Below are 25,607 nucleotides of genomic sequence, written 5' to 3'. Positions count from 1 at the left end.
TTATCTAAAAATATACACTCCTCCGCCGGTTAAAAGTCCAACAATAATTCCCGCTATTATAACGCCAAACGCGATTAAAATCAAGGCGCGCCGCGGCGGAATTCCGAAAAGAAATGAAGCAACGGCTCCGGACCAAGCGCCGGTGATGGGCAATGGAATCGCTACAAAAATAATGAGCGCTAAGTTAATTCCATATTTTAAAATACCCTTTTCAAATTTACGGCGCACGCGAGCGAACCACCAATCGAAAAATCTCTCTGCCACCCGCCAGTGTTTCTTCAAAAAATTCGCTGCCGGTTTGATAAAATAAACAATAAAAAAAATGGGAAGCATATTCCCCAAAACCGACCAAAAAAAAGCTGACCAAAAAGGCATTTTGTAAACTAAAAGCGCGACCGGCAAGGCCGCACGCAGTTCGGCAATCGGAATTGCGGCAATAAACATTACTGCTGCCTCAGGAGGAAAATTTTGAAACCAGCCGACGTAATCAATCATTGATTAATATTAATTACTGAATTAAAATCATTTTCTATTTTTTTAAACCCTTTATAATGCTGATAACTTTAAATTTTCTGACATTTTTAAAAAATACATCCCACAAAAGATAAATACCAAAACTTACCACCAACGCCGTGAAGCCAAACTTAATCATGGTTATAAAATCAAAAGAGATAAATTCTCCGCCGGCGATTAAATTACCATCAGGATTGAAAAATTTAAGCATAGCGCCCGGCATAGCTCCTAAAGTCAAAAAACTCGCGGTTGTGCCAATTAGAAAAATTGCTTGCAGCGTAGTCAATTCTTTTTGTGTATTTTCCTGATAAAGAGAATTTATCAAATCGGCCGCGGAACTAAGGGATTCATCAGTCATTTCCCAAAGCTTTATAATGTAATTATGTATGCTCATGGTTTTTACAAACCTGTCCGCTCTATACCTATTTAAAAATTCAAGATAACCAGAATCTTTTGCCTCAATCTGTCTGGCAGATATATAATTATCCATTTGCTTTATCCTATTTTTAATTAACGTATTTTTTTCCTTATAATCCAATAATCTTTCTCTCAGGTTTGGCAGTTCTTTGTATTTAATAACTTCCTTTTTTAAAATGTCAGCCACATTATCCCAAAGATAACGATTAATATTCAAAAATTTATGCATTTGCGCTTCGTATTCTCTGAAAAAAATATAATGACGGATGAGATTAAGACATTCTTTAGTTTTGATTTTCTTTGAAACAATACAAATATATTGAGAGGAAAAATAAATTTGATAATTTTTATCAATAACTTTCGCGTGCGGCAAGCTACTTCCCAAGCCTTCCAATAAATTATTTATCTCAGACTCCTTTGCCTGGCTCATTACTATCACAGTTGTCCTCACTCGATGCACCGGGGCAAGCATTGTCAAAAGCGGAAGCGGGGCGCCTTTACTATAAATAAAAGTGAGAATTTCGGCTAATTTTTTCTGATAAAAATTTTCTAAAAAGGATAAATCTTCCTCAATTTTTTTAAATTTTTTTTCTAAAACCAAAAGACCATCCTCAAAATATTCAAAATCACAGCCTTCGCAATTTACCGAAATTTGATCAAAGGTACCTCCGGCGTAGTTGGCCTTTTTTATTTTTAATGAATCATGCAGGGTAGTAATCTTTTTTTTATCCAAATCGAGTTCTGATCGTTGATACTTCAAAAAATTAAAAAACTCTTGAAGGTGCAACTTTGTTCTTGGGAACCAACTACCCGTGTATATTTTCTCAATTTTCATAAAAAAAATATTTTATTTATTTAAAAATTCATTTGCCTTCTCTAAAACCTTTTTCCCATTTGGAAAAGTAATCTGTTCCATCGCCTCCGCGTAAGGCAGCCATTTAAAATCAACGTGCTCATCGGAAAGCTTCACCTCTTCCATTTTTGTTTCGGCTAAATAAAAAATCGCTTCTTTGTAAATTGTTCTTCCTTCCTTTTTATAAAACCAAAAAATTTTCTCCCGGAATAAAGGAAAAAAAACCAAATCGGAAATTCCCGTTTCTTCTTTTGCTTCCCGCACGACCGTGTCTTCTTCTTTTTCCCCAATCTCAATCGCTCCCCGCGGAAAATCCCAATGTCCGGATTCGTAGCGCAAAAGCAAATATTTTATTTCGCCGTTGCGTTTAAAGATTACTGCTCCGGCGGAAATTTCTTTTGGCATAAATTACTAAAAACAAAAACATTAATTACCAGTTACTATTTACTAATTACCAAATTATACTAACCATAGAGTAATTGGTAACTAGTAATTAAGTAATTAAATTTTATATCATGAACCCCTACTCCCTCATCTTCACATCATACAAAACTTCTTCCGCTCGCCGCAAATTTTGTTTAGCCTGATCGTATTTTGTCCGCAAATATCCAGTCAAATTAATTTTGATCAACTCGCCGATCACATCGCGGACTCCCGCCACAAATTCTTCAACCTTTTTAAATTTTTTCTCCGTGGCCGCGAGAACCGCTTTCCGAACAAGTTCACCGGTAAAATCACAAATCCCACCCAAGTAAGTATCGGCATCAATTTCCGTCCCTTTTATAAAATCTATTTTTCCATCTTCCAAAAATCTCCCAAAAAATTTCGCTTCCACATATTCTTCAAGCGCCGCCCTATACGCCCCCTCGTAACGCAACTCCGGCTCTTGTTTAAACTTTTTTTCCAAATCTAAAAAAATCTTCTCCACCTCGGCGAGCAATGCATTGCCACCTTTTAAATCATTCCGGTGAAAAGCAAAAATCGCCTGCTTTGCCCTCATCAACGCTTCATTGGAAACCCCAATCAATTTTCTTCTTTCTTCTCCGTAAAATTCAAACTCTTTTTTTAAACTCTGAAATAATTTTTGATTAATCATGTTTTTGACTAACGACAGACGACTGACGACAAACAACTGGCGTTGAATTTAAAAACTTCAAGTTGTAAGTTGTCAGTTGTCAATTTTTATTTATAAATTAAATCTAAACACACTTGTCGCACTTCACGGCTAAAAGCAAAATGATGGAATTTCTGGTCACAAGGCCAACAACCTTATTATTCTCCACAACCGGTAAACGACCAAACTCATTATTGGCCATTTTCAAGAAAGCATCGTAAGCCGTATCGTTCGTTCGAAGCGTTAAAAGCTTTTCCGCTCCGGTCATTATTTCTCCCACTTTAATTTTTGACCATTTTGTCCGCGGCGTTCTCCTTAAATCTTCAATTGTAACAATACCAATAAGTTGATCATTTTCTTCAACGGGGAATCCGCCTTGTTTATAATCCAAAAAAGCCTTTGCCAAATCTTTAAGCAACATCTCGGGCGGAACACTTTTAAAATCCTTTTCCATAATTCGTCCAATATTAAACCGCGAAAGCACTTCTTCCATTCTTTGCTGTTTTAAACTTGATCCAGCGGCTTGGAGAAGAAACCAACTGATTAAAATTATCCATACCCCGCTCAAAAAATTATTTTCAAGCAGTAATTTAATTCCCCAAAGAGTAAAAAGAAACGCGATAAAACGGCTTGCGCCGACCGCCCGACGAGTTGCTCTTTCAATATCTTTATATTTTGCCCAAAGCGCCGAACGAAAAATTCTGCCGCCATCCAGAGGAAAAGCGGGAATTAAATTGAATACCGCCAAAATACCATTTATCAAAAAAAGATAATGAGCAATAGCCACGCCAGCAACGCCGATTTCAAAACCGGTAATTCCCCAAAAAAATCCGGCCAAAACAATGCTCGCAATCGGACCAGCGATTGCCATATCAAATTCATCAGCCGGCTTCTTCGGCTCGCTCACCATTTCCGCCACGCCCCCAAAAACAAACAGAGTTATGCTTTTTACAATAATATTTTTTCTCTTACCCACGAATGAATGAGAAAGCTCATGAAGCAAAACGGACACAAAAAGCAAAAACGCGGCGATGCTGCCGGAAAGCCAATAAGCTGTTTGCGTCCAGCCGGGATAATTTGCGGGAAAATAAAATTCCGCCAGCGACCAGACAATAAGAAATAAAATTAAAAACCAAGAAAAATGAATTTTTATTTCTATATTTTTAATTCTCCCCAATGAAAAAGAATTATGCATAAATATTTTTAATTTAAAAATCTTTATTTAGTTTTGTAAACTTTTTCTGTTTCTTCAACAATTTTATCCCAATTAAAATTTTTCTTAATAAATTCCCTCCCCCGTTCGCCCCTCCCCACTACGATTTCGGGGACATTAAAAAGATAAATTAATTTTTCGTAAAGATCGTCAATATTTTTCGTTTCAAAAGAAAATCCTGAATGATCAATTGTTTCCATGTTTTCCGGAATATTGCTGATTAAGACGCAAGTTCCATAAGACATTGCTTCCAAGATCGTGATGGAAAGCCCCTCGGCTTCGGACGGATGGACATAGAGATAGGCGTTCGCAAAAAGTTGTTTCAAGGGTTCGCCCGTTTTAAATCCGGTAAAAATAATATTGGGACTCTGCTCGGCGAGTTTATTCAAATAAGCGTAGTAATCATCGGTAAAACTCGGCGCGCCGACAATTACTAATTTTTTTATTTTTCCGCCAGGCCAATTTTTTGGATCATCACCAAAAATTTTTTCCATTTTGCGATAGGCCTGAATCAAATAATGAATCCCCTTATGTTTGATGAGCCGCGCTACCGTTAAAATGTATGACCCCTTTTTAAACCCGAATTTTTTTATTTCTTCGGTCCCGCTGACTTTTTCTACGCTAACCCCGTTTGGTATATAAACTAAATTTTTTTTAAATTTTTCCTTGCAATATTTTTGGATTGACTGGGAAACGGCGATGGTTATGTGCGCAAAACGACAAGCCGTCCATTCTCCCCACCCGAGATAGGTTCTGGCGAACCGTCCCCATTTTTTATGGAAGCGATCAATACTATGAAAAGTAACAACAATTTTTGCGTGTGGTTTAAAAATTCTAGGAATCCAAGCCAAAGTTGACGGGCCAACTCCGTGATAGTGGATAATGTCAACTTTTTTAAAAAGAACATGAATCGTTGCTAAAAAAGTATGGGTGATTGTGTCCAGATTTTTTGTAGCAATTGACGGCAGAGAGATCAGTTGAACTCCTTTATATTTTTTTTGGCCATTTATAATAAAACGAGGCCTGACATAAGCGTAAACTTCGTGGCCGTTCGCGACAAGCCGAACTGACAATTCTTCCACATGGCGCTCTATTCCCCCATCCCTGATAAAAGGGATGCCTTTTTGGCCAATCATGGCAATTTTCATAAAACTATTGCCAAAAATAAAATGTCTTGGTATTATTATATCAAATTAAGACTAAAACGGCTATTAACGACTTTCTCGTTCTTTTTTTAAAATTTTATTATGACCCGGTAGCTCAGCTGGTAGAGCATCTGCCTTTTAAGCAGAGGGTCCTGGGTTCGAGCCCCAGCCGGGTCATTTTTTATTTCCTTAAATTCAATAAAACCTTAGATTGAGAGGTTTTATTTTATCTTGACAAAACCAATACTTTATCCTAAAATAAAAAGTTGCGATAGATAACAGCAGAGGGAGGTAATCATGAATCTTGAGTGGGTTTTTGACCAATTCGGGAAACTCAAGCCGCGGCAGCTGTGGATCGCTCTTGCAGCGGCATACGAAGCACTCGCGGAGGACGAGGCGTTGATCCGGAGTCTTCGGGCAGAAAACGGAAGACTCTTTGATGAGAACGAAACACTTCGGTCCAAAAATACCGACCTTCAAGAGATGGTCGGGACCGACCCTCTGACCGGCCTGCCCAACCGCTACCGCATCGACGAAACCGTCGAAGCAGAAGTAGCTTACGCCCGGCGCTACGGCACGCCTCTCTCGGTTCTCTTTGTCGACGTTGACCACTTCAAGGCCGTCAACGACGAACTCGGCCACGAAGTCGGGGACGCCGTCCTCGTCGAACTGGCGAAACGTTTCCGCGAAACCCTGCGAGACTACGATGTCATCGGCAGGCACGGCGGCGAAGAATTTCTCGGAGTTCTCCGCAACAACACTCTGGAACAAGCCGCGATCGCGGCAGAACGGCTACGCAAGGCGGTAGCCGACAAACCCTTCGACTGCGCTGAACACGAGATCCCTGTCACAATCAGCATCGGCGTGGCTGAATGGTATCGCCCCGAACTCTCGGCTCCCCTGATCCACGCAGCCGACATGATGATGTACCGCGCGAAGCGTGGGGGCCGCAACCGCGTGGTCGCCGTCAAGCGCTAGAAGAACCTCAAGGACAGAAAAACCCTCCGGGAGGAAAGGTTTCACAAAATTCTGTCCTTGTTTTTTTATTATCAAGCGAGTGAGAGAAATGAAATTTTAATTTCATTTCCGAACGAGCGTGGATAACAAAAAGTAATACTTTTTATCTTAAAATTTCGTCAGCCATCTTCTTTGCCGCATCAATTGGCATTATCTTTTTAATATTTCTGCCCAAGCTTTCTAATTCTACTTTATTGTTTAACAGTTCGCGGATTGCTTCAGAAAAATTTTCCGGCGTAATATTCCGTTCGTTCCAAATAACAACAGCATTTTGTTTTTTAAAATAATAGGCGTTATCTTCTTGGTGACTGCCAGGGATTGGGATAAGCACTGTTGGTTTACCGAGCATAGCAAGCTCAGATAATGTTCCTAATCCTGCGCGGGAAATCACGAGATCCGCTACGGCAAGGGTGTCAGAATAATCTTTCATCAAAAACTCCACTGAATGATAGCGAGCAGTTTCTCTTTTTATTGTTTCTATTTTCGATTGCAGCGGCACATCAACTCTTCCTCCGGTCATGTGAACAACCTGACAAAATTCGGCAAGACGAAGCGCGGCAGCCACGACGATTTTATTCAAACTAAACGCACCTGTCCCACCTCCTAAGATTAAAATTACCGGAATATTTTTCTCTAAATTAAAAATTTCTGCGGCGCGATCTTTATTTCCGGAAAAAATTTCCGGACGCACCGGGTTTCCCGTCACAATGGCGCGGGGAAAATATTTTAAAGATTCCGAAAATGTTACAGTAATAATTTTTGCAAATCGCGCCGTCAGTTTATTTGCCAAACCTGGCCGAACATCTTGCTGATGAACTAAACTCGGCACGCGCAAAACCCAGCCGGCCCAAATAACAGGTACGGCAACAAACCCGCCGGCCGACAAAATCATCTGCGGCTTGAATTTTAAAATCAACCGAAGAGATTTGAAAAATCCCGCCGCAATCAAAAATGGCATTAAAAAATTCCAACCGGAAAAATATCGGCGTAATTTTCCCGCCGGCACACTTATGAATTTAATGTTATAAACCTCAACAACTTTTTTCTCCGGACCATTCTTTGTTCCAATCCACAAAAATTCCGCGTCGGGTGTGCGTTTTTGCAATTCTTCGGCCACAGCCAGTAGCGGCGTTACCGACCCCATTGTCCCTCCACCAGCCAAAATTATTTTCATAAAATTATTCCCTAGAATATTTTGAAATATTTGCCATAATTCCCGCTGCGGCAAGACAAACCGTAAGCGCCGTGCCGCCATAACTTACAAAAGGCAAAGGAATTCCGGTCAAGGGCAAAATTCCAAGCATTGCCCCAATATTTATAAATGATTGTAAAACAAACCAACTCGTAATACCAATCGCGAGCAACCGGCCAAAACCATCCGGAGCGTTTTTGGCAATTTTAAATCCGCGAATCGCCAAACCCACCAACGCCGCGACAAATAAAATCATAAAAATAAAACCCAACTCTTCGGCCATGACGGCAAAAATGGAATCACCGGCCACTTCGGGAAGATATTGAAATTTTTGTCGCGAAAGACCCAAACCCAATCCGAAAAACCCGCCCGAGCCAATCGCGAGCAATGCCTGATTGATATGATAACCGACTCCCTGCGGATCAAGTTCTGGATGTAAAAAAGTCGTTAAACGCGCAGTTCGATATGGAGCAAGTTTTACCAAAAGAAAAAATAAAAACGCCCCCGCTCCGGAAATCCAGGCAAGGTGTAAAAGAGGCGCTCCGGCGGAAAAATAAACAATTACCGAAATTATCGCGATAACGGAAAGAGTGCCGATGTCCGGCTGTAAAATCATTAAAATAGCTATGATGCCAAAAACCACTATAAAAGGAATAAAACTCGCGCCCGCTTCTTGCATATCCCGCCCGCCGCGTTTTGGACCAAGCCAAGCCGCGAGATAAATTAAAAAAGTTAATTTAACTATTTCCGACGGCTGGAGCGACATGCCCAAAATATTTATCCAACTTTTAGCTTTTCCATAGCCGGCGCCGAGGCCTGGAATAAAAACTAAAAGCAGGAGCACGACAGAAATAACCAAAAAGGGCAATGCGTACTTTTTCCATTTTCTGTAATCCAAACGCGACATTAAAAAAAATGCGCCAAGGCCAGGCAACAAACCAAAAAAAACTTGGTGTTTCAAATACCAATAATTATCATCGAACTTTTCATAAGCTGCCGGCGAACTCGCCGACGAAAGCATCATCAAACCGAAAACTAAAAGCGCACCAATAATCCCAATAAAAACGTAATCCGGTTTTTTCATACTTTAAAAAACATAAATCACTTTTTATCCCAAGCCAACATCCATGAGCGAAATAATAAAACCCACGACTGCCATCACTCCGGCAATGACCCAGAAGCGCATAACAATTTTGGGCTCGGGCCAACCAATAGCCTCGAGGTGATGATGGAGGGGGGTTGAAAGAAAAACCTTTTTTCTTCTAATTTTTTTGGAAATAATTTGAATAATCACGGAAATTGATTCTACTGCGAACAAAAATCCGATGATTGGTAAAAGTAAAACTGAATTCGTAAGCATAGCCACGATGCCAAGCGTCACGCCGAGCGACATCGCCCCTGTATCACCCATAAAAAATCTAGCGGGGTTGATGTTAAACCAAAGAAAAGCCAGGAGAGACCCGGCAATCACGCCGCAAAAAGCAGCTAAATCCATTTTCCCCTGAGAAAAAGCAATCGCGCCATATGCGGCAAAAGCGGCTAAAAGCAGTCCCCCGGCCAGACCATCCAGACCGTCGCTTTCGTTTACTGAAAAAGATGTCGCGACAATTATAAAAATAAAAATAGGAATATACCACCATCCGATAGAAAAACTTCCTAAAAAAGGAACGTGGATAAAATCCCAATCAAGTTTAAAATAAAACCACCACGCGCCAACCGCTGCGATCAAGGTATACATCAAAAGCCTGTGGCGCATTCTAAAACCCCCGCCGTTCGGTCCAATTCTCCGCGCGTTTAAATAGTCATCAACTAAACCAACTATTGCCGAAGCGACGAGCGCCCCCAAAGGTAAAAGCGTTTGAGAACGCGTTAAAAAATTAAATTTTTTTAGCAACTCCGAGCCCGTCCACTCCCCAAGATAAAAAACCAACAAAGCTAAAACTAAAACTGTAACCCAAATTAAAACTCCGCCCATGGTCGGCGTGCCGGATTTCGCTTTATGGAGCGCCGACATTATCGGCGCCGATTTTTCATCCCTGATTTGCTTGCCCAATTTATATTTAAACAAAAAATAAGTCAGAGCCGGTGTCCAGGACATAGCCATGATAAACGAAAAAGTCGTGAGAATAAAAATTTTAATGATTGAAAAATTGTCCATATTTCATTGATTAATCATAACGACCGAATAAGCGGCTAAAAGAAGTAAAATTTGAATAAAAGCGCCGGCTCCCGTCAAGAAATAACTTGTGATTTTATCTCTTAAATAAATTATATCCGCCAAAATAAAATTGATGGCGATAAAAAAAGTACCGATAAGCGGCATAATAAATATTTCGTACCACCTGCCAATAAAATCAACTCCAAAATAAATATTATAATGCAGGGGAAAATTTTCTCCCAGCGCCCGAAGTGGAGAAAATTTTAAATAAAGAAAACCCCAAATAAATAAATTCACCGCCAGCGAGAAAAAAAATAGTAATCTAAAAAATCCGTCTTTAAAAATAAGGACGGTGAAAAGTCTGAAAAAATTTTTAATGGCGATGAAAAAAATCATTTGAAAGGCAATCTAGTTTTTGATGGGCGACATCTCGCGTAATTTCGCCACAATGCCAGGCAATACTTTAATTAAGCGGCGCACTTCTTCTTCGGTATTGTTTTTTCCTAAAGTGATGCGCACGCTTCCGTGAGAAATCTCTGGAGAAATTCCCATGGCGGAAAGGACGTGCGACGGCTCAAGCGATCCGGAAGAGCAAGCTGAACCAGTAGAGATGGCGATGCCTTCCATGTCAAGCATCAATAAAATACTCTCACCCTCTACATTTTTGAAACAGAAATTAATATTTCCCGGTACACGCTGTTTTAAATCACCGTTAAAAATTACGCCGGGAATCTTTTGTAAAACTCCCTTTACCAATTTATCACGCAATTTTTTTATCCTTAAATTTTCACTTTTAACTTTTAACTTTTCACTCAATCGTTCCACTGCCTTGCCAAGCCCAACTATCCCCGCGACATTTTCCGTCCCGGAGCGGATCCCCCGTTCCTGATGGCCACCAAAAATAATTGGGAAAAGTGGCGTGCCTTCTCGCACAAAAAGAATACCCGTTCCCTTTGGTCCGTAAATTTTGTGTGCCGAAAAAGATAACATATCAACTCCCAAAAAATCAACTCGGCAATTACAAAAATTTACCGCCTGAACCGCGTCGGTATGAAAATAAATTTTGTCTTCATTACCGCGACCGGCGTTTACCTCTTTGACAATCCGGCTAATTTCTTGTATCGGCTGGATTGTGCCGACTTCATTATTAACATACATTATGGAAACTAAAATCGTTTCTGGCTGAATTGCCTTTTTGAAATCTTCCAATTTTACTATTCCCTTGCGACTGACAGGCAAATATGTAACTTCAACTTCTTCTTTTTTTAATTCGCGACAAACCTCAAAAACCGCCGGATGTTCAATCGCCGAAGTGATTACGTGAATTTTTCTTTTCGGATCAAGCGCGCGCGCCCGACGGACAAAACCAACTATCGCCAGATTATTACTTTCTGTCCCTCCAGAAGTAAAAATAATTTCCTTAGATTTGCAAGACAAAAATTTTGCCACTTGCTCCCGCGCTTTTTCGACCCCGATTCGCGCTTTTTGACCAAAAAAATGAAGCGACGACGCGTTGCCAAAATTATTTTTTAGATACGGCAACATCGCCCGCAAAACTTGCGGGTCAACTGACGTCGTAGCCGAATGATCAAAATATATTCGCTTCATAAATTTACACCGCTTGCACTTCTTTCACTTCTTTAATTTTTGCTTTCAAGACTCTCGCGATTCCCTGCTCAAGGGTCATCGCCGCCATTGGGCAATGATGACAAGCACCAACAAGTTTAACTTTCACCACGCCGGTTTTTTCATCGACATCAACTAATTCCACATCTCCTCCATCAGCTTGAAGAGCCGGCCGTATTTCGTCTAAAATTTTTTTAACTTTATTTTTCATAAATTTATTTATTTAATTTTTTAATCGCGTCATGCAGGGCCTCAACCGCCAAAACCGAGCAGTGTAACTTTATTGGCGGCAGACCGCCCAATGAATCGGCTATATTGGCTTTCGTCACCTTGGCTGCTTCTTCTACTTCCTTTCCCTTTACTAAATCAGTAATCATGGACGACGTGGCAATGGCCGCGGCGCAACCCAGAGTTTCAAATTTAATGTCTTTAATATAATCAACTATTTTCCCGCCGACTTTTTTCTTATCAATTTTTAAATATAATTTCATCATATCACCGCAGAGAGGGTTTCCCGACTCTCCGACAACCGTCGGATTTTTAATCACCCCTTGATTATGCGGAGTTTTAAAATGTTTTATAACTTCCTTTGAATACATAATTTGAGACATAAAACTGCTACTTTTTAAATTTTTTTAATTCTTCATAATAAGGCTCGACCGCTGTTTTGCCAAACTCTCTTCGATATCTCTTTAACTGCTCTCTGATTTCATCCTCAATATTTTTCCTTTTTTCAACGTCTGATTCACCCTTTAGATGTTTAAACAATTCTTCAATAACTACCATCCATGTAATGTCCTTCTCTGTCTCAAAAGCCATTCTGAAAGATTCTGTTTTCATATATTTATTTTGTTTATTTTTTAACCAAAAATCTTTAATCTATTTTTCAATTATATCTCATTTATCTTTTAAATTCAAGGGTAGACCTAAAATAAGGTTGACAGCCTAAAAACTCTTTGATAACATATAAAACATCTGAAACTTATCAATTTACCAGCTTATTAGCTTATCGGCTTACCAGCTTATTAGCTTATCGGCTAAAAAATATGGCTCATAAAAAAGCAGGCGGTTCTACTAGTTTAGGCCGCGATTCACAAGCTCAAAGATTAGGCGTAAAAATGACCGAAGGCCAGATGGCCCATCCCGGCTGTATTTTAGTCCGCCAACGCGGCACAAAAATTCATCCCGGACAAAATGTCCGGCGCGGCAGTGATGATACTTTGTATTCAGTTGCTGACGGTATGGTCAAATTCGCTACGAAGAAGAAAACAAAATTTGATGGACATTTACGTCTGACCAAAATCGTGAATGTCCTCCCCAAGAAAGCGTAAAAAATAGAAAAGATTCCATTAACATTAAAAGAAGGCTGGAGTAGCCTTCTTTTGTTTTTTTTTATTGATAAGCGAGTGAGATCCCGCAGTACTGCGGGACGGTGAGCACAATCAACAAAGGTCGAATACCCTTTATTTTTCTACAACTATCATTATTCGCTCCCCAGTCCGCATATCCGGCTCTGGCCTGGGATCATGAAACTCTCGATCACCGCCTACCCAATCGTGTACTGCCCAAAGCAGATCACCATATTTATAACGATATGCCTCACCGCGTTTTGTTCCAGGGTCGTTTGTAATAAATTCATCTTCGTCAAAGCCGCGAATCAAAAGCATGTGATAAAGCGGCCCGGGTTGAGTGTAATAAGGATTGCCAATGTCTCGTCCGGCCAAAGGAACAATAATCAAATTTCCCGCGATCAATTGTTTCTTTATCTCCGCTTCCGAAACCATTTTGTTGAGGGTCGCCTTAAGTCCAAAATATTTCTGGAGAACCTCGGCTGTCTGCTCGGCAGTTAAATCTATCGGATAGCCATTATCCTCTTCCCATTGCGCTAACTTCAAAATTTCCTCTGCCATTATATTATTGTCCAATTTTTCATTTTTGAAATACCGCGCCACCATAATCATTGAAGCTTCTTCACAGGCTTCCTGGTATGGCATACTCCAATCACCCTGAGGAGCTTGAGAGGCGAAAGGAACTTTGAGATCAAATTTAACAGGCAAAACGACTGCCGGCGTTTCATTATTAATATTAGTATTAGTGTTAGTATTCGCGTTGGCCAGCTCATTATTTTCTTGATTTACATTTGAGGCTAAGTTAACCGCGGGCGGACTAACACTATTTTGATTACCAGAAATATTTTTATTAACAACAGTCGGCTGTTGTATTAAACAGCCGGAAAGAAATAAAATTGCTAATATTGGAAAAATAATACGCTTCATGGATCTAAAATAAAATTATAATATGGGGTAATATTTTATCCGCGAGACTTTAAACAGGCAGAAATAAATTCTTTAAAAAGCGGATGTGGATTTAGCGGGCGAGATTTAAACTCGGGATGAAATTGCACTCCAACGAAGAATGGATGATCCTTCACTTCAATTATCTCTACCAAACTATTGTCTGGCGACGCACCGGCAATCACAAGCCCTGCTTTTTCAAATTGTTCACGATAAGTATTATTAAATTCGTAGCGGTGGCGATGGCGTTCAGAAATATTTTTTTGGCCGTAAGCTTTATAACTCAAAGATTTTTTATTTAAAATGCAAGGGTACGCGCCAAGTCGCATCGTCCCGCCGTATTTTTTATTTTTCACCAAATCACTTTGATTTTCCATAATATGAATAATCGGATTCGTCGTTTTTGGATTAATTTCCGCCGTGTTAGCGTCTGCAAGACCACAAATATTTCTCGCAAATTCTACCACTGCCATTTGCATACCGTAACATAATCCAAAATAAGGAATTTTATTTTCTCGACAATATTGAATCGCTTTTATCTTTCCTTCCACGCCGCGCGAACCAAAACCGCCCGGCACGATTATTCCGTCAAGACTTTTTAATTCTTTAAGTTTTGACGGATCTTTTTCATACTCTTCAGAATTTAACCAGGTCAAAACCGGCTTACGGTTATGCGCCCAAGCCGCGTGCTTTATTGCCTCAATCACGGAGATGTAGGCGTCAGACAAAACAAAATTTCCTGTGGTAAAATATTTTCCCACAACGCCAACTCGCACCTCGCCCTTAGCTGTTTTTATGGTTTTGACAAGCTTTTTCCATTCTACTAAATCCTTTTGCCGCGCGCGCATATAAAATTTTGAAAGAATTCTCTGCCCCAACTGTTCTTTTTCAAAATTAAGTGGCACTTCGTAAATTGAATCTATATCCGGCGCGGAAATAATATCGCGCTTATCCACGTTGCAAAAAATTGAAATTTTTCTTTTTCTCGGCTCGTCAATCTGCTGCTCGGCGCGGCACAAAATAAAATCCGGTTGGATCCCGGCGGCGTTTAGAAGTTGAGCCGCCTGCTGAGTAGGCTTGGTTTTCATCTCACCAATTTTTGACGGAATCGGTAAATAGCTCACTAAAACAAAAAGGACGTCGTCCGGACGCCGCTGATGAAGCATTCTTGCTGCTTCCAAGAATAAAACATTTTGATATTCACCGACTGTCCCGCCAACTTCCACAATTACAAAATCTGCTTTAGCAATTTTTGCCGCTCGGCGAATTCTTCTAATTACTTCTTCCGGAACGTGGGGAACGACTTCCACGCACCGTCCGCCATATTCCAAATTTCTTTCTTTTTGGATAACCGTCTGATAAACCCGGCCAGTGGTCATGTAGTTGTCCGAATAAATGTTCGTGTCTAAAAATCTTTCGTAATTTCCTATGTCCTGATCCGTTTCATCGCCGTCCTCAGTTACAAAAACCTCTCCATGCTCAACTGGATTCATGGTGCCGGCATCAACATTAATGTAAGGATCAATTTTCACCGCCGTCACCCTAAAACCTTTACCCTGCAAAATTTTTCCGATAGAAGCAGCGGCCGTGCCCTTTCCTACCCCGGACATCACTCCGCCCACGACAAAAATAAACTTGGTCATAATATCTTGAAACTTACAACTTAAAACTTATAACTCATGGTTTTGATGAGTTACACCTTTCAGGTTGCAAAGATTAATTTTCTCCGATAACCCTTACTAAAATTTTTGTTTCCAGTCCTTCCCGTAATTTTATCATAATTTCGTGGCCGCCGACATCTTTGATTGGTTTTTCCATTTTTATCTGATTTTTTTCTATTTCAAACCCCTTCTTTTTTAATTCAACCGCCACTTCCTCTATCCCGACCGAACCGTAAAGCTTTCCGCCCTCCCCAACCTTGGCCGCGATTTTAATTTCCGCGCCCAAAAGCTCTTTAGCTATTTTTTTTATTTTTTTCTCTTCATTTACTGCTTTTTCCGCCGCCGCTTTTTTTTGAGCTTCCACTTTTGCCACAAAGCCAACCGTAGCCAACCGCGCCAAACCCCGAGGTATCAAAAAATTGCGACCGTATCCTTCGGCCACTTCTTTCGTTTCCCCCACTTTTCCGACTTTATCCACATTTTTAAGAAGAATAACTTTCATATATCACTTCATTATAGCAAAAAATTTAAAAAGCAAAAACATCTCTTTTCATCTTTTCGTCATAAAAAAAACATATAATAAAAGGTGGAAAAAATTAAAGATTAAACATATGAATCAAGATCTGTGCTATTGCGGCGAACGAGCCGTCCGCGGCGAGGGACTGCTTCGGAACACAATGTCCTGCCCCGCTTGCGGCAGCGAATGGGAAATAACCCATTGCTGGAATTGCGGCGAACCGATTGACGGAAGATTTTCTTCTACCTGCCGTTCTTGTGATTGGTATCTTTGCGCAAAATGTGGAGCTCATGAACCGGACTGCACTCGCACAATACAAGCAAAGGCAAAAGTCGACGCCCACTATCAAAACACCTTCGCTTAATTAAACCTTGAAACCAAAAAAGAGGTGATAAGCCTCTTTTTTGGTTTTTACTCCGTTGGGCTGTTGATAATTTCGGTTGCTTTGTCCATTTGTGGATCGCGATTGGCGTTGTAATCATCTTCTGTCAGAAAAATTTCCACGTCCGGAACTATCCCCTCTTTGTCGATTAATCTCCCTTTTGGTGTCAGCCATTCAGCCACGGTAATTTTCACGGCCGAACCATCGGGCAACGGTTCTAAATTTTGCACTGAACCCTTCCCAAAAGTTTTTTCACCGATAAGCGTTGCCTTTTCGTAATCCTGAAGAGCGCCGGCAACGATCTCTGAAGCTGAAGCTGAACCTTGATTAACTAAAACTACGGTCTTTAAATTTTGAAACCGGGCCAAACCCTCGGAACGCTCCTCATTTTTTTTGCCGTCGTCCATCTGTTCTATTACTACAATGTCATTTGGAATCCACTCGCCGGCAATCTCGACGGCTGTGTTTAAAAATCCGCCGGGATTATTTCTTAAATCTAAAATTAAACCTTTGGGATTTTTTGCGAGAAGTTCTATCACGGCCTGATTAAATCTTCTTGAAGTGTCTTCGTTAAAATGATTAATTTCAATATAAGCGATGCCATCCTTCATTTCCCATTTGACACTCGCAACTTCAATTTTATCACGCGTAATCTTAAAATCTCTTATTTTATCCCAGCCTTCACGCCAAATTGTTAAAGTAACATCCGTGCCTTTTTCTCCGCGAATAATACTCACAGCATAATCTAATGCCATGTCAGTCGTATCGCGGCCGTCAATAGATAAAATCTGGTCGCCCGCCTTAAGACCAACTCTTTCGGCCGGTGTATCGGGCAACGGCGCAATAATGGTAAGCTGATTCTTTTTTATGCCAAGTTCGGCGCCAATTCCGGAAAAAGTTCCCTCCAACTCTTGTTTAAAATCCGCCGCTGTTTCTGGATCAAAAAAAACAGAATATGGGTCACCAAGGGAAGAAATAATTCCCGAAAGAGCTCCGTAAAAAAGTTCCGTGTCTCGGACCGGCTGATGAACGTAATTGGTTTTTGCTAAATTCCAGACTTCCCAAAAAAGATTAAAATCAATATCTTTAGATAAATATTCCGAAACTTTTTTTTCATTTTTAATTTCCCCGCCGTAAAATTCTTTTTCCGCCCCGACGCGTCCCTGCCGCGCTCCCAAGGCCATGCCGCCCAAAAATCCTCCCAAAACCAAAGTTACCACGACGTAGATCGCGGTGTACCTAAAAATAAATTTATATCTTTCGGGAAATTTATATATCATAAATATTTTAAATTTTTAAACTCTTTTAATATCCGCACCGAGCTCCCGGAGCCTTTCGTCAATTCTCTCATACCCTCGGTCAACAATTTCCGCCTCGTTAATAATCGTTTGTCCAGAAGCTATGAGCCCGGCAATAATCAATGTCGCGCCGGCGCGCAAATCAAAACTTTTTATTTCTTGGCCGACAAGCGGAGTCGGACCGGTGATAATTACGCGGTGGGGATCGGCAACGATGGCATTTGCCCCCATTTTTATAAGTTCACTGACATAACCCATTCTTCCTTCAAAAAGCGGATCGGCAATTAAAGTCGTTCCTTGACATTGCGTCGCTAAAACTCCAAATGGCGCCTGTAGGTCGGTTGGAAAACCCGGGTATGGCAAAGTTTGTAAACGGAAAGCTCGCAAACGTTTTGACGGTTTAATTTTTAAATAATCCTTGCCGACTTCCAAATTCACGCTTGCCTCTTCTAATTTAAGTAAAATTATTTCAAGATGTTCCGGGATAATATTTTCGATTGTGACCTCACCGCCAGACACGGCCGCAGCCACGGCCAAAGTCCCAATTTCAATCTGATCGGGAATCAAAGTGTGACACGCACCGTGCAATTTTTCCACACCTGAAATTTTAAGAGTGTGAGTGCCCGCGCCGGAAATTTTTGCTCCCATGTTCGTTAAAAATTTTATCAAATCCTGAACATGCGGCTCAGCAGCGGCCAGGTGCACCTCTGTTTCACCCTTGGCCAAAGAAGCGGCCATCAAAAGATTCTCTGTTGCTGTAACAGAAAATTCTGGTAAAATGATAAGGGAACCAATAAGACCGTCTGTCTCCAGGCAAAAATGTCCATTTTCTCTTGTAACTTTTGCGCCTATTTTTTCCAGGGCGTAAAAATGCGTGTCTGGCGGACGGTTGCCAATAATACAACCTCCTGGTTCGGGAATCGTTACTCTTCTAAATCTGGCTAAAAGCGGCCCCAAAAAAAGAATTGACGAACGCATACTTTTAACCAATTTTTCATCAAGTAATTTTATATCAACATTTTTTGCGCAAATCGTTACTTCATGATCCCCTGTCCATTCCACGCTCGCTCCCAAACTTTTCAAAATCTCAAGCATTCGCAGTACATCGGAAATTTTCGGGACATTTGAAATTACACATTCTTCAGAAGTCAAAAGAGCCGCCGCGATAATCGGAGTCGCCGCGTTTTTCATGCCAGAAGCTCTAATTTTTCCGTTTATTGGTTTACCGCCCTCAATGATAAATTTGGACATATAATTATTTTAGTATAGCGTTATTGCTTCAAAATATCAAGATAAAACTTCGTAAATTTAACTCATAACCCAATCCATAAAATGACCCTTCCTTTCCGTCGAATAGTTTACCTGGCATTCATCATAATATTTTTATTAATTACTCCTGTCGTTATTCTCTATACGGCTGGATATCGTTATAATTTCCAAACCAACAGAATCCAAAAAACCGGAATTTTAATTTTAAAATCAAATCCGGCAGGAGCAGAAATTTACTTAAACGGAAAATTACGAACAGAAAAAACTCCAGCCAGAATCGCGAATCTCCTTCCCGATGATTATACCATCAAAATTGAAAAGAAAAATTTTTATCCTTGGCAAAAAATTCTTCCCGTAGAAAGCAGCCTGACTACTTTCGCGGAAAATATTACTCTCTTTGAAAAAACATTACCCGCCGAAGTTGTAGAGACCAATTCGGAATTATTCAGTCTCGCGCCTAACAAGGAAAAAATTATTTACCTAAATAAAAAAGAAACTGGAGATGAAATCTGGCTTTTAAATTTTAAAAATAATAAAAGCAGTTTAATTTACAGAATTTCTGAAGAAAAAAGTAATATTGTTAATTTGGAATGGAGCAATGATAACCAAAAAATTCTGATTACTATTGACTTCTCCGAGGCACCTCAAACTCATAAATATATTATGATAAATCCGGGAAATAATGAAATTTCAGTCTATCAAAAACTGTCTGATTTTTATTTTACTTTCAAGGGCGTTCCTATAAATATCGCCGACGCTCATCTTCTTCCGGATTTAGATGTCTCGGCGGGATATTCCGGCGTAGTCGCCGTCCTTGATCAAAAAACAAAAAATCTTTCTGTGGTTCGCCCTACTTCGTTGGAAGCTCTCTTTGAAACAAAGGCTGACCAATTTGCCTGGTCAGCAGATGGAAAAAAACTTCTCTATACTATTGATTTTGAAATCTGGGTTTACGACTTTTCCGCTGATAAAAAAATATTTGTCAGTCGTTATGGGCAGGAAATAAAAAAAATAGGGTGGATTAATGAAAATTATATTGCTGTCCTTCTTGGCGGAACCATCAAAATTATTGAACTTGATGAACGCGATCAGAGGAACGTATTGGATCTTATAACTCCAGAAGAGCTCAATAATTTTTTTGTAGATGGAGCCAAGCAAAGCATTTATTTTTCCGGTATTATCGGAAACAAAAAGGGAGTTTTTGAACTCCCGTATTGAAGTAACGCGTAACAGGTAACGAGTAAACTGATTATTAAAAAATCACTTATTAGCAATCACTAATTAATCTGCTATAACTCCACTATTGAATTATCGCCGATAATCATTTTATGGCCGAGCGGTAAACTATCACAGGACGAAGCAACGACTGTGTTATGGCCAACCAAGCTATCAACAATTCTCTTGCCGCATTTTATTTCCGCATTATCAAAAATAATTGAGTGCTCAATTTCCGTATTGGTGATTTTTGTGTTATTGCCTACTGAAGTATAGGGTCCGATGTAGCTGTCATTAATTACACAATTCGCTCCGATTACAACCGGTCCGCGGATCAGAGATTTCCCGCCAATGTAAGTTCCTTTTTCAATTTTTACTTTTCCCTGAATAATTACTCCTGGGGCCACATCGGCCTCATTTTTTATATCTGACAAATCATGCAAAATTAATTGATTTCCTTCAAGCAAATCTTCCGGCTTTCCCGTGTCTTTCCACCAACCGGTAATTTCCTCATAACCAACATTAAAACCTTTTTCAATCAAATAAGTGTTGGCATCGGAAATTTCATACTCACCGCGCGGTGAGGGTGGAATATTTTCTACGGCGTCAAAAATACGGTGGTCATAAATATAAATTCCCGTCTGGGCAAAATTGCTTTTGGGCTGACTTGGTTTTTCTTCAACGCGGAGAACTTTTCCGTTAGAAATAACTGGCACACCGAATCTTTCCGGATCAGATACGCGGGCGAAAGCCAAAAGAACGTTAAGTTTTTCGTTGACAAATTTATCAACAAATCTTTTGATGCTTCCCAAAATAATATTATCGCCGAGATAAAAAATAAAAGGTTCATCGCCCAAAAAATCCTTGGCGTTCCGGACAATATGCGCCAATCCTTTCGGCCCGCCGGATTGCTCAATATAGGAAATTTTTAAACCCCAGCGACTGCCGTCGCCAACTACCGGCTGAATTTCTTTTTCTCCAGGATTAATATTTATCCCGACTTCTTTCACACCGGTTTCTGCTATTTTTTCCAACGCGTAAAACAACATCGGTTTGTTAGCGATGGGAATCAAATGTTTATTGGTTGTATAAGTAATTGGTCTGAGCCTTGTTGCTCTTCCTCCGGCCGTAATCAGGGCTTTCATAAATTTATTTCGTTTTTAGATAATCCAACAACGCTTCTTCCCATTTTCGCATTGGCGGAAGTTTGGTATTTAACAAAACCGAATATTTTGGCCTCTTGGCGGGACGAGGAAATCTCTCGGCGCCAACCGGCGCCAATTTAATACTTTTTCCGGATAATTCAAATGTCTTCTTGGCCCAACCGTACCAGGTGCAGCAGCCGGAGTTCGTTACGTGATAAATGCCAAACGGTTTTTCCCATTCAATAATTTCTCTCGTTCGTTTCGCGAGATCCAAAACATAAGTCGGCGAACTCACTTCTTCATCAACCAATTCCAGACAATCTTTTTCCTCGGCGCATTTTAACATTACATCAACAAAACTTTTCTTTGCTCCTTCGCTTGTTGCCGGTTTGCCAAACAACCGCGAGGTTCTTATCAAATAATATTTTTCATTTTTCAATTGCCCTTCTCCCAAAAGTTTTGACGCGGCGTACACGCTTTGCGGTCTTGGCTCGTCATCTTCTTTATAACCATCAATCTCTTTTCCGTCAAAAACATAGTCGGTGCTATAATGAACCAAAATCGCGCCAACCACCTCGGCTGTTAAAGATAAATTCCCAACAGCATAACCATTAACCGCTTCAGCCAAATCTTTCTCTCCCTCTTCAATTTTATCCACCGCATTATAAGCCGCGGCGTTAATAATAATTTCTGGCCTCGCAGATTTTATTTTTTCCAAAACTAAATCTTTTTTTGTAATATCAATTTCCTCTTTATCCCACGTCAAAACCTCATAGCCGTTTCCGCTAAATTCCCGCGCTAACTCTTGCCCCAACATCCCCTTTGCCCCAATGATTAAAACCTTCATATTTAAGCTAAATTTTAACATTTTACTACTCTTTCTACTTTACTAAAATCGCTGCTTTTCGTCAATCCTTAACAATAAAAAAGACACCGCCTCGGCAACTGCTAGTTGCCAAAACGGTGTAGTGTTCTTCCTCCTTGTTCTTGCCCGGATCAGGCCACGGACGACTACAGCCCGGCCTTGGCCAAGGCCGAAAGCGAGCGACCGTCGGTGGACTGCCTCCGGAACTCGTCCGGAGTCATGCCCTCTTCGTCCGGGAAGTCAGCATTCACGAGATAGATGGCTATCATCCCCATGATGCGCTGGGGGTTCGACTCGACGAAGTTCGAATCGTAGAACGTACCGACGAGCTTGCCCTTGTCGGCCAATTCTCCCTTGGAGATACTGGACGGCTTCAGTTCCAAGACCTCGCCATTCAGACCCTTGGTCCTCCGCACCCGCACCCGCGGCGCGCCGTACCTGTTCATCTCGATCACGACATGGCCCACAACGCGCGGACTACCGTCCTCCGGCTGCGGCACGTTCGGCTCCTCGTAGAGCGCGATCTGTCCCCAGCCGCCGCGATCCACGTAGCGGGCGTCGTGGAATTTGCCGTCGCCCCGGCAGCTCCATCCGGTAGCCGGATCGAAAATCCAGAGCTCGGCCGCCTTGTTCTCCGTGACCTTCTTCTCGCGGACCGCATCGGGCTCGAGACAGACGACGACATTCTCGCCCAAGCGCTTGCGCGCCTCCGCCAAGGTGATGGTCTCTTTCATTCCTTCTTCTCCTTCCCTGAAGCCACCTTTTGGCTTCTTGCTGATACAAATAAATTAAAACAAAAACTGAAAAATGTCAATACTAAAAAACGGCCACCCGGCCGTTTTTGTTTAATCCAAACTAATTATCTTTTCTTTTTCTTTGCTTCCCTCTCCAATTCTACAATAATCCCCAAAACCTGGGAACCAAATTCTCTAAATAACGCCTTTTTTGCGTCTTCACCCTGTTTTCCTCCTCTTAAAATCATGCCCTCTAAACTTCGAAAACGTTCTCTTATTCTCTCTTTTTCTCTTTCCGGATTTATTCCTTCTCGCATATATTTATAATTTATTTTTGATAATGAGGATTCACTATTTTAAATTCTTCGTAGTCTTCAACATAATCACTCCGGTCGGGACTATAATTTGTAGATGACAAGGCCAAAAGTACCGCGTCCGGGGAAAAATCTTTAAAATGATGCCAGACAAAATTTGGAACATAAAGCGCTCCGGTCGGTCCGGTAAGCGGGATTTCCTCAAGACCCTGTCCGCGATCGATAACTGCTGTGCATGTTCCCTGAACCAAAACAAAAAATTCTTCTTCAACTTTATGGCAGTGCGCCCCGGTCGGAGATTGGGGCTTTGTAATAAAATAAACTCTCTTCACTTCAAAATCAATATAATCTTTCAACTCCATCGGACTCATCACAAATTTCGGCGTGTCAACTTTCTTTAATTCAAAAATTTTAAATTCTTTTGCCATAAATTATTTAATATGCGGATTTAACTCTTCTTTTCGCTTTTGCAATTTTTCTACCCATTCTTTATTCGCCAAGTACCATTCCACAGTTTCTTTCAAGCCTTGCTCAAATTTATCACGCGTATAATTTGGCTGCCATCCCAAAGTCAAAATTTTTGAAGCATCAATCGCATAGCGGCGATCGTGTCCCGGACGATCAGTAACGTACTCAATCATCTCTTCTCCCTTGCCCATAATTTCTAACATCATCTTTGTAATCTCCATGTTGCTGCGTTCATTATCAACACCGATATTATAAACTTCTCCTGGCACGCCCTTGTGAAGCAGCAAATCCAGAGAGGCAGCATGGTCTGTAACATGAATCCAGTCGCGGACATAAAGTCCATCGCCGTAAACCGGAACTTTTTGATTATTAATCAAGCGGAAAATAAAGAATGGAATTAATTTTTCGGGAAATTGATATGGTCCGTAGTTATTTGAACAATGAGTCACCACGACCGGAACTTTGTGGGTGACAAAATATGCGTTACACATTAAATCTCCGCCGGCCTTGGCCGCGGCATAAGGCATATTGGGCCAGATCGGAGTGGACTCAATAAATTTTCTATCTTCATCAAGTCTCAACGCGCCGTAAACTTCATCGGTTGAAACATTTACAAATTTTTCTATATTATTGGCTCGCACGGCGTCTAAAATCATCTGCACACCGAGCGTATTTGTCATAACAAAATCTTTGCAGCCACCATGGATTGAACGGTCAACGTGAGTTTCCGCGGCAAAATTAATCACATGGCTAATTTTGTGCTCGGCAATAACTTGGTTTAATTTTTCCAAATCGCAAATATCACCTTGGACAAAAGTGTAGTTGGGATTATTTTCTACGTCGCGCAAATTATCCAGATTTCCCGCGTAAGTTAGCTTGTCGTAATTTACGATTTTATAATCCGGATATTTTTTTAACATTTGCCGGACAAAATTTGAACCAATAAATCCGGCGCCTCCACAAACTAATAAATTCATAATTTTATTTTTATTTATTCTATAAATTTTTTAATCTTTTCCCCGATTTCTGCCATCTCCCCTTCCTGATATTGTTTTGTCCTTGACCACGGATGCAAACCGTCGTTTTCAAAGCGTGGAATAATGTGCCAATGTAAATGCGGAACGACTTGACCGGCGATCGCGCCGTTGTTTTGTCCGACATTAAAACCCTTCAAATCAAACGCCCTGGTAATTCCCCACGCCACTTTTTTTATTGTAATCATTATTTCTTTTAAAATTTCCTCTCCTCCGTCAAGCAAATTTTCAAAATGCTCTTTGGGTACGACAAGTGTATGTCCGGGATTCACCGGATTAATGTCCAAAAAGGCCACCACTTTGTGATTTTCATAAACTTTTACCGAGGGCAATTCTCCTCTGATGATTTTACAAAAAATGCAGTCCATAATTTTATGTCTTGATTTTTTTATCCAATATTACCGTCAGAATACCAGAAACTAGCGGGATTATCAAGAGTAAATTAAAACTAATATAAAAACTCACAAACCCAGGTTCAATCCAATCCAAAATACAAAAAACAATAAGGGCAATAAAGGAAACCACAAACGCATCTCTAAAAATTTTGTAAAAAAATTCTTTTATTGTCATAAAATTTTGTTTAACCGCTCGATTATTTCTTCCAGAACTTTATTGGCTATTTCTTTTTCGGTCATCGGTTTGCGGATAAAAAGTGCCCTAATTTTATAAATCATAATATCGCCCGCTTGAAGTTCCGGCGCGGAAAAACCAAATCTAAACTTTTTTCCTTCCGGGGAAAGTTTTCCCAACTCAAAAATTTCTGTTTTTGTTTGCAAAGCTCCCTCGGTCGGCGGTAATTCGCGAAAATCAAATGTCCAGGCATCTTTATTCGCGAGACCACCAAATTTTATTGGCACATCGGCTGAATTTTTATATTTTATAGTCACGGCCACCTCGGAAAAATTGCTATTCGGACTCAAATCAAAATAAACCGGCTCGGAAAGCATTGTCCGATAAGTTTCACCGTCAATATCTTCTTCTATTTCGGAAACTCTATCTTTTGGATAAAGTTTGGAAATAAAGGGCGTTTCGCTCCGCATATCATAAACTGCTTCCATCCTACCGCTAGGCGCGATTGCTTTTACGGAAAGCCAGCCCAAAGCGATCATGGGAATAAAAATTAAAATTGTACGGATAAATTTATGCCAAAAAGAAAGCATATT

At 40.6% G+C, this 25,607-nt stretch carries 32 protein-coding genes and 1 tRNA gene; 5 read left to right on the top strand and 28 right to left on the bottom strand.

Annotation, left to right across the window (positions count from 1 at the left end):
* The 6 genes from WC445_00325 to WC445_00300 form a co-directional block, all read right to left on the bottom strand.
* Positions 1-495 carry a small multi-drug export protein gene (locus WC445_00325; protein ID MFA5128398.1) on the bottom strand — a complete coding sequence of 165 codons (495 nt, stop codon included), beginning with the start codon at positions 493-495 and terminating at the stop codon, positions 1-3.
* 34 nt (positions 496-529) lie between these two features.
* Positions 530-1,690 (bottom strand): hypothetical protein, encoded by a 1,161-nt coding sequence (locus tag WC445_00320; GenBank protein ID MFA5128397.1) that lies wholly within the window; start codon positions 1,688-1,690, stop codon positions 530-532.
* An 87-nt stretch (positions 1,691-1,777) separates the two neighbouring features.
* Positions 1,778-2,188, bottom strand: coding sequence for an NUDIX domain-containing protein (locus WC445_00315; protein ID MFA5128396.1), 411 nt, complete (start codon positions 2,186-2,188; stop codon positions 1,778-1,780).
* A 118-nt stretch (positions 2,189-2,306) separates the two neighbouring features.
* Complete coding sequence (locus tag WC445_00310) at positions 2,307-2,879, bottom strand: hypothetical protein (GenBank protein ID MFA5128395.1); 573 nt, start codon at positions 2,877-2,879, stop codon at positions 2,307-2,309.
* Positions 2,880-2,982: 103 nt separating this feature from the next.
* Complete coding sequence (locus tag WC445_00305) at positions 2,983-4,092, bottom strand: site-2 protease family protein (protein ID MFA5128394.1); 1,110 nt, start codon at positions 4,090-4,092, stop codon at positions 2,983-2,985.
* A gap of 23 nt (positions 4,093-4,115) precedes the next feature.
* Positions 4,116-5,246 (bottom strand): glycosyltransferase family 4 protein, encoded by a 1,131-nt coding sequence (locus WC445_00300; GenBank protein MFA5128393.1) that lies wholly within the window; start codon positions 5,244-5,246, stop codon positions 4,116-4,118.
* A 113-nt stretch (positions 5,247-5,359) separates the two neighbouring features.
* Between WC445_00300 and WC445_00295 the strand changes: the two genes are divergently transcribed.
* Together WC445_00295 and WC445_00290 are read left to right on the top strand one after the other, a co-directional pair.
* A tRNA-Lys gene (locus tag WC445_00295) sits at positions 5,360-5,432 on the top strand.
* A 120-nt stretch (positions 5,433-5,552) separates the two neighbouring features.
* On the top strand, positions 5,553-6,233 hold the full coding sequence (locus WC445_00290; GenBank protein MFA5128392.1) for a GGDEF domain-containing protein: 681 nt from the start codon (positions 5,553-5,555) through the stop codon (positions 6,231-6,233).
* 142 nt (positions 6,234-6,375) lie between these two features.
* Here WC445_00290 and murG read toward each other — a convergent pair whose 3' ends face one another.
* From murG to WC445_00250, 8 genes are all read right to left on the bottom strand, one after another.
* Positions 6,376-7,446 carry an undecaprenyldiphospho-muramoylpentapeptide beta-N-acetylglucosaminyltransferase gene (murG, locus tag WC445_00285; GenBank protein ID MFA5128391.1) on the bottom strand — a complete coding sequence of 357 codons (1,071 nt, stop codon included), beginning with the start codon at positions 7,444-7,446 and terminating at the stop codon, positions 6,376-6,378.
* A 4-nt stretch (positions 7,447-7,450) separates the two neighbouring features.
* Positions 7,451-8,548 (bottom strand): putative lipid II flippase FtsW, encoded by a 1,098-nt coding sequence (ftsW, locus tag WC445_00280; GenBank protein ID MFA5128390.1) that lies wholly within the window; start codon positions 8,546-8,548, stop codon positions 7,451-7,453.
* Positions 8,549-8,572: 24 nt separating this feature from the next.
* Complete coding sequence (gene mraY, locus WC445_00275; protein ID MFA5128389.1) at positions 8,573-9,622, bottom strand: phospho-N-acetylmuramoyl-pentapeptide-transferase; 1,050 nt, start codon at positions 9,620-9,622, stop codon at positions 8,573-8,575.
* Positions 9,623-9,625: 3 nt separating this feature from the next.
* Positions 9,626-9,919: a hypothetical protein gene (locus WC445_00270; protein ID MFA5128388.1), complete on the bottom strand. Its 294-nt coding sequence runs from the start codon at positions 9,917-9,919 to the stop codon at positions 9,626-9,628.
* A gap of 111 nt (positions 9,920-10,030) precedes the next feature.
* Positions 10,031-11,230, bottom strand: coding sequence for a cysteine desulfurase family protein (locus WC445_00265; protein MFA5128387.1), 1,200 nt, complete (start codon positions 11,228-11,230; stop codon positions 10,031-10,033).
* Between the two features lie 4 nt (positions 11,231-11,234).
* Complete coding sequence (locus tag WC445_00260; protein ID MFA5128386.1) at positions 11,235-11,459, bottom strand: NifU family protein; 225 nt, start codon at positions 11,457-11,459, stop codon at positions 11,235-11,237.
* 4 nt (positions 11,460-11,463) lie between these two features.
* Positions 11,464-11,847 carry an iron-sulfur cluster assembly scaffold protein gene (locus WC445_00255; protein MFA5128385.1) on the bottom strand — a complete coding sequence of 128 codons (384 nt, stop codon included), beginning with the start codon at positions 11,845-11,847 and terminating at the stop codon, positions 11,464-11,466.
* A gap of 19 nt (positions 11,848-11,866) precedes the next feature.
* Positions 11,867-12,088 carry a hypothetical protein gene (locus WC445_00250; protein MFA5128384.1) on the bottom strand — a complete coding sequence of 74 codons (222 nt, stop codon included), beginning with the start codon at positions 12,086-12,088 and terminating at the stop codon, positions 11,867-11,869.
* A 206-nt stretch (positions 12,089-12,294) separates the two neighbouring features.
* Between WC445_00250 and rpmA the strand changes: the two genes are divergently transcribed.
* Entirely contained in the window at positions 12,295-12,579 is a 285-nt protein-coding gene (gene rpmA / locus WC445_00245) for a 50S ribosomal protein L27 (protein ID MFA5128383.1), read from the top strand.
* A gap of 132 nt (positions 12,580-12,711) precedes the next feature.
* Here rpmA and WC445_00240 read toward each other — a convergent pair whose 3' ends face one another.
* The 3 genes from WC445_00240 to rplI form a co-directional block, all read right to left on the bottom strand.
* Positions 12,712-13,524, bottom strand: a complete 813-nt coding sequence (locus WC445_00240) for a C39 family peptidase (GenBank protein ID MFA5128382.1) — start codon at positions 13,522-13,524, stop codon at positions 12,712-12,714.
* 35 nt (positions 13,525-13,559) lie between these two features.
* Positions 13,560-15,185: a CTP synthase gene (locus WC445_00235; protein ID MFA5128381.1), complete on the bottom strand. Its 1,626-nt coding sequence runs from the start codon at positions 15,183-15,185 to the stop codon at positions 13,560-13,562.
* Positions 15,186-15,258: 73 nt separating this feature from the next.
* Complete coding sequence (gene rplI / locus WC445_00230; protein ID MFA5128380.1) at positions 15,259-15,705, bottom strand: 50S ribosomal protein L9; 447 nt, start codon at positions 15,703-15,705, stop codon at positions 15,259-15,261.
* Between the two features lie 109 nt (positions 15,706-15,814).
* On the opposite strand from rplI, the gene WC445_00225 reads away from it, so the two are divergent.
* Positions 15,815-16,084 (top strand): hypothetical protein, encoded by a 270-nt coding sequence (locus tag WC445_00225; protein MFA5128379.1) that lies wholly within the window; start codon positions 15,815-15,817, stop codon positions 16,082-16,084.
* A 47-nt stretch (positions 16,085-16,131) separates the two neighbouring features.
* Here WC445_00225 and WC445_00220 read toward each other — a convergent pair whose 3' ends face one another.
* The gene (locus WC445_00220) at positions 16,132-17,382 is read right to left on the bottom strand and encodes a S41 family peptidase (protein ID MFA5128378.1); all 1,251 of its coding nucleotides are present in this window, start codon (positions 17,380-17,382) and stop codon (positions 16,132-16,134) included.
* Between the two features lie 15 nt (positions 17,383-17,397).
* Positions 17,398-18,651 carry a UDP-N-acetylglucosamine 1-carboxyvinyltransferase gene (gene murA, locus WC445_00215; GenBank protein MFA5128377.1) on the bottom strand — a complete coding sequence of 418 codons (1,254 nt, stop codon included), beginning with the start codon at positions 18,649-18,651 and terminating at the stop codon, positions 17,398-17,400.
* A gap of 81 nt (positions 18,652-18,732) precedes the next feature.
* Here murA and WC445_00210 point away from each other — a divergent pair, with 81 nt between their 5' ends.
* Positions 18,733-19,887, top strand: coding sequence for a PEGA domain-containing protein (locus tag WC445_00210; protein ID MFA5128376.1), 1,155 nt, complete (start codon positions 18,733-18,735; stop codon positions 19,885-19,887).
* 71 nt (positions 19,888-19,958) lie between these two features.
* On the opposite strand, the gene WC445_00205 is transcribed toward WC445_00210, so the two are convergent.
* The 9 genes from WC445_00205 to WC445_00165 all read right to left on the bottom strand — a co-directional run bounded on the left by WC445_00205 (position 19,959) and on the right by WC445_00165 (position 25,604).
* Positions 19,959-21,029 (bottom strand): glucose-1-phosphate thymidylyltransferase, encoded by a 1,071-nt coding sequence (locus WC445_00205; protein ID MFA5128375.1) that lies wholly within the window; start codon positions 21,027-21,029, stop codon positions 19,959-19,961.
* Between the two features lie 4 nt (positions 21,030-21,033).
* Complete coding sequence (gene rfbD, locus WC445_00200; GenBank protein MFA5128374.1) at positions 21,034-21,876, bottom strand: dTDP-4-dehydrorhamnose reductase; 843 nt, start codon at positions 21,874-21,876, stop codon at positions 21,034-21,036.
* Positions 21,877-22,040: 164 nt separating this feature from the next.
* Complete coding sequence (locus WC445_00195) at positions 22,041-22,628, bottom strand: hypothetical protein (protein MFA5128373.1); 588 nt, start codon at positions 22,626-22,628, stop codon at positions 22,041-22,043.
* Between the two features lie 125 nt (positions 22,629-22,753).
* Positions 22,754-22,945, bottom strand: a complete 192-nt coding sequence (locus WC445_00190; protein ID MFA5128372.1) for a hypothetical protein — start codon at positions 22,943-22,945, stop codon at positions 22,754-22,756.
* Positions 22,946-22,956: 11 nt separating this feature from the next.
* Complete coding sequence (locus tag WC445_00185; GenBank protein MFA5128371.1) at positions 22,957-23,370, bottom strand: FdtA/QdtA family cupin domain-containing protein; 414 nt, start codon at positions 23,368-23,370, stop codon at positions 22,957-22,959.
* Between the two features lie 3 nt (positions 23,371-23,373).
* Entirely contained in the window at positions 23,374-24,387 is a 1,014-nt protein-coding gene (gene rfbB / locus WC445_00180; GenBank protein MFA5128370.1) for a dTDP-glucose 4,6-dehydratase, read from the bottom strand.
* Positions 24,388-24,401: 14 nt separating this feature from the next.
* The gene (locus WC445_00175; GenBank protein ID MFA5128369.1) at positions 24,402-24,812 is read right to left on the bottom strand and encodes an HIT family protein; all 411 of its coding nucleotides are present in this window, start codon (positions 24,810-24,812) and stop codon (positions 24,402-24,404) included.
* Between the two features lie 4 nt (positions 24,813-24,816).
* Positions 24,817-25,014 (bottom strand): hypothetical protein, encoded by a 198-nt coding sequence (locus WC445_00170; GenBank protein ID MFA5128368.1) that lies wholly within the window; start codon positions 25,012-25,014, stop codon positions 24,817-24,819.
* Positions 25,011-25,604 (bottom strand): hypothetical protein, encoded by a 594-nt coding sequence (locus WC445_00165; GenBank protein MFA5128367.1) that lies wholly within the window; start codon positions 25,602-25,604, stop codon positions 25,011-25,013. The genes WC445_00170 and WC445_00165 overlap by 4 nt, the downstream gene beginning before the upstream one ends.
* Positions 25,605-25,607: the final 3 nt, after the last annotated feature.

This window comes from Patescibacteria group bacterium (assembly GCA_041650995.1).
Classification (GTDB): domain Bacteria; phylum Patescibacteriota; class Patescibacteriia; order XYB2-FULL-38-15; family XYB2-FULL-38-15; genus JAHIRI01.
Note: the sequence above shows the minus strand (reverse complement) of the source record. Positions and strands in the feature narration are given on the sequence as shown.

Coding starts and splice junctions, on each gene's coding strand:
- ftsW (MFA5128390.1), bottom strand. CDS start 8,548: ATGAAAAAACCGGATTACGTTTTTATTGGGATTATTGGTGCGCTTTTA.
- WC445_00310 (MFA5128395.1), bottom strand. CDS start 2,879: ATGATTAATCAAAAATTATTTCAGAGTTTAAAAAAAGAGTTTGAATTT.
- WC445_00300 (MFA5128393.1), bottom strand. CDS start 5,246: ATGATTGGCCAAAAAGGCATCCCTTTTATCAGGGATGGGGGAATAGAG.
- rpmA (MFA5128383.1), top strand. CDS start 12,295: ATGGCTCATAAAAAAGCAGGCGGTTCTACTAGTTTAGGCCGCGATTCA.
- rplI (MFA5128380.1), bottom strand. CDS start 15,705: ATGAAAGTTATTCTTCTTAAAAATGTGGATAAAGTCGGAAAAGTGGGG.
- WC445_00325 (MFA5128398.1), bottom strand. CDS start 495: ATGATTGATTACGTCGGCTGGTTTCAAAATTTTCCTCCTGAGGCAGCA.
- rfbD (MFA5128374.1), bottom strand. CDS start 21,876: ATGAAGGTTTTAATCATTGGGGCAAAGGGGATGTTGGGGCAAGAGTTA.
- WC445_00195 (MFA5128373.1), bottom strand. CDS start 22,628: ATGAAAGAGACCATCACCTTGGCGGAGGCGCGCAAGCGCTTGGGCGAG.
- WC445_00220 (MFA5128378.1), bottom strand. CDS start 17,382: ATGATATATAAATTTCCCGAAAGATATAAATTTATTTTTAGGTACACC.
- murA (MFA5128377.1), bottom strand. CDS start 18,651: ATGTCCAAATTTATCATTGAGGGCGGTAAACCAATAAACGGAAAAATT.
- WC445_00255 (MFA5128385.1), bottom strand. CDS start 11,847: ATGTATTCAAAGGAAGTTATAAAACATTTTAAAACTCCGCATAATCAA.
- WC445_00315 (MFA5128396.1), bottom strand. CDS start 2,188: ATGCCAAAAGAAATTTCCGCCGGAGCAGTAATCTTTAAACGCAACGGC.
- WC445_00240 (MFA5128382.1), bottom strand. CDS start 13,524: ATGAAGCGTATTATTTTTCCAATATTAGCAATTTTATTTCTTTCCGGC.
- WC445_00190 (MFA5128372.1), bottom strand. CDS start 22,945: ATGCGAGAAGGAATAAATCCGGAAAGAGAAAAAGAGAGAATAAGAGAA.
- WC445_00235 (MFA5128381.1), bottom strand. CDS start 15,185: ATGACCAAGTTTATTTTTGTCGTGGGCGGAGTGATGTCCGGGGTAGGA.
- murG (MFA5128391.1), bottom strand. CDS start 7,446: ATGAAAATAATTTTGGCTGGTGGAGGGACAATGGGGTCGGTAACGCCG.
- WC445_00225 (MFA5128379.1), top strand. CDS start 15,815: ATGAATCAAGATCTGTGCTATTGCGGCGAACGAGCCGTCCGCGGCGAG.
- WC445_00170 (MFA5128368.1), bottom strand. CDS start 25,014: ATGACAATAAAAGAATTTTTTTACAAAATTTTTAGAGATGCGTTTGTG.
- mraY (MFA5128389.1), bottom strand. CDS start 9,622: ATGGACAATTTTTCAATCATTAAAATTTTTATTCTCACGACTTTTTCG.
- WC445_00265 (MFA5128387.1), bottom strand. CDS start 11,230: ATGAAGCGAATATATTTTGATCATTCGGCTACGACGTCAGTTGACCCG.
- WC445_00305 (MFA5128394.1), bottom strand. CDS start 4,092: ATGCATAATTCTTTTTCATTGGGGAGAATTAAAAATATAGAAATAAAA.
- rfbB (MFA5128370.1), bottom strand. CDS start 24,387: ATGAATTTATTAGTTTGTGGAGGCGCCGGATTTATTGGTTCAAATTTT.
- WC445_00175 (MFA5128369.1), bottom strand. CDS start 24,812: ATGGACTGCATTTTTTGTAAAATCATCAGAGGAGAATTGCCCTCGGTA.
- WC445_00290 (MFA5128392.1), top strand. CDS start 5,553: ATGAATCTTGAGTGGGTTTTTGACCAATTCGGGAAACTCAAGCCGCGG.
- WC445_00260 (MFA5128386.1), bottom strand. CDS start 11,459: ATGAAAAATAAAGTTAAAAAAATTTTAGACGAAATACGGCCGGCTCTT.
- WC445_00165 (MFA5128367.1), bottom strand. CDS start 25,604: ATGCTTTCTTTTTGGCATAAATTTATCCGTACAATTTTAATTTTTATT.
- WC445_00185 (MFA5128371.1), bottom strand. CDS start 23,370: ATGGCAAAAGAATTTAAAATTTTTGAATTAAAGAAAGTTGACACGCCG.
- WC445_00250 (MFA5128384.1), bottom strand. CDS start 12,088: ATGAAAACAGAATCTTTCAGAATGGCTTTTGAGACAGAGAAGGACATT.
- WC445_00205 (MFA5128375.1), bottom strand. CDS start 21,029: ATGAAAGCCCTGATTACGGCCGGAGGAAGAGCAACAAGGCTCAGACCA.
- WC445_00210 (MFA5128376.1), top strand. CDS start 18,733: ATGACCCTTCCTTTCCGTCGAATAGTTTACCTGGCATTCATCATAATA.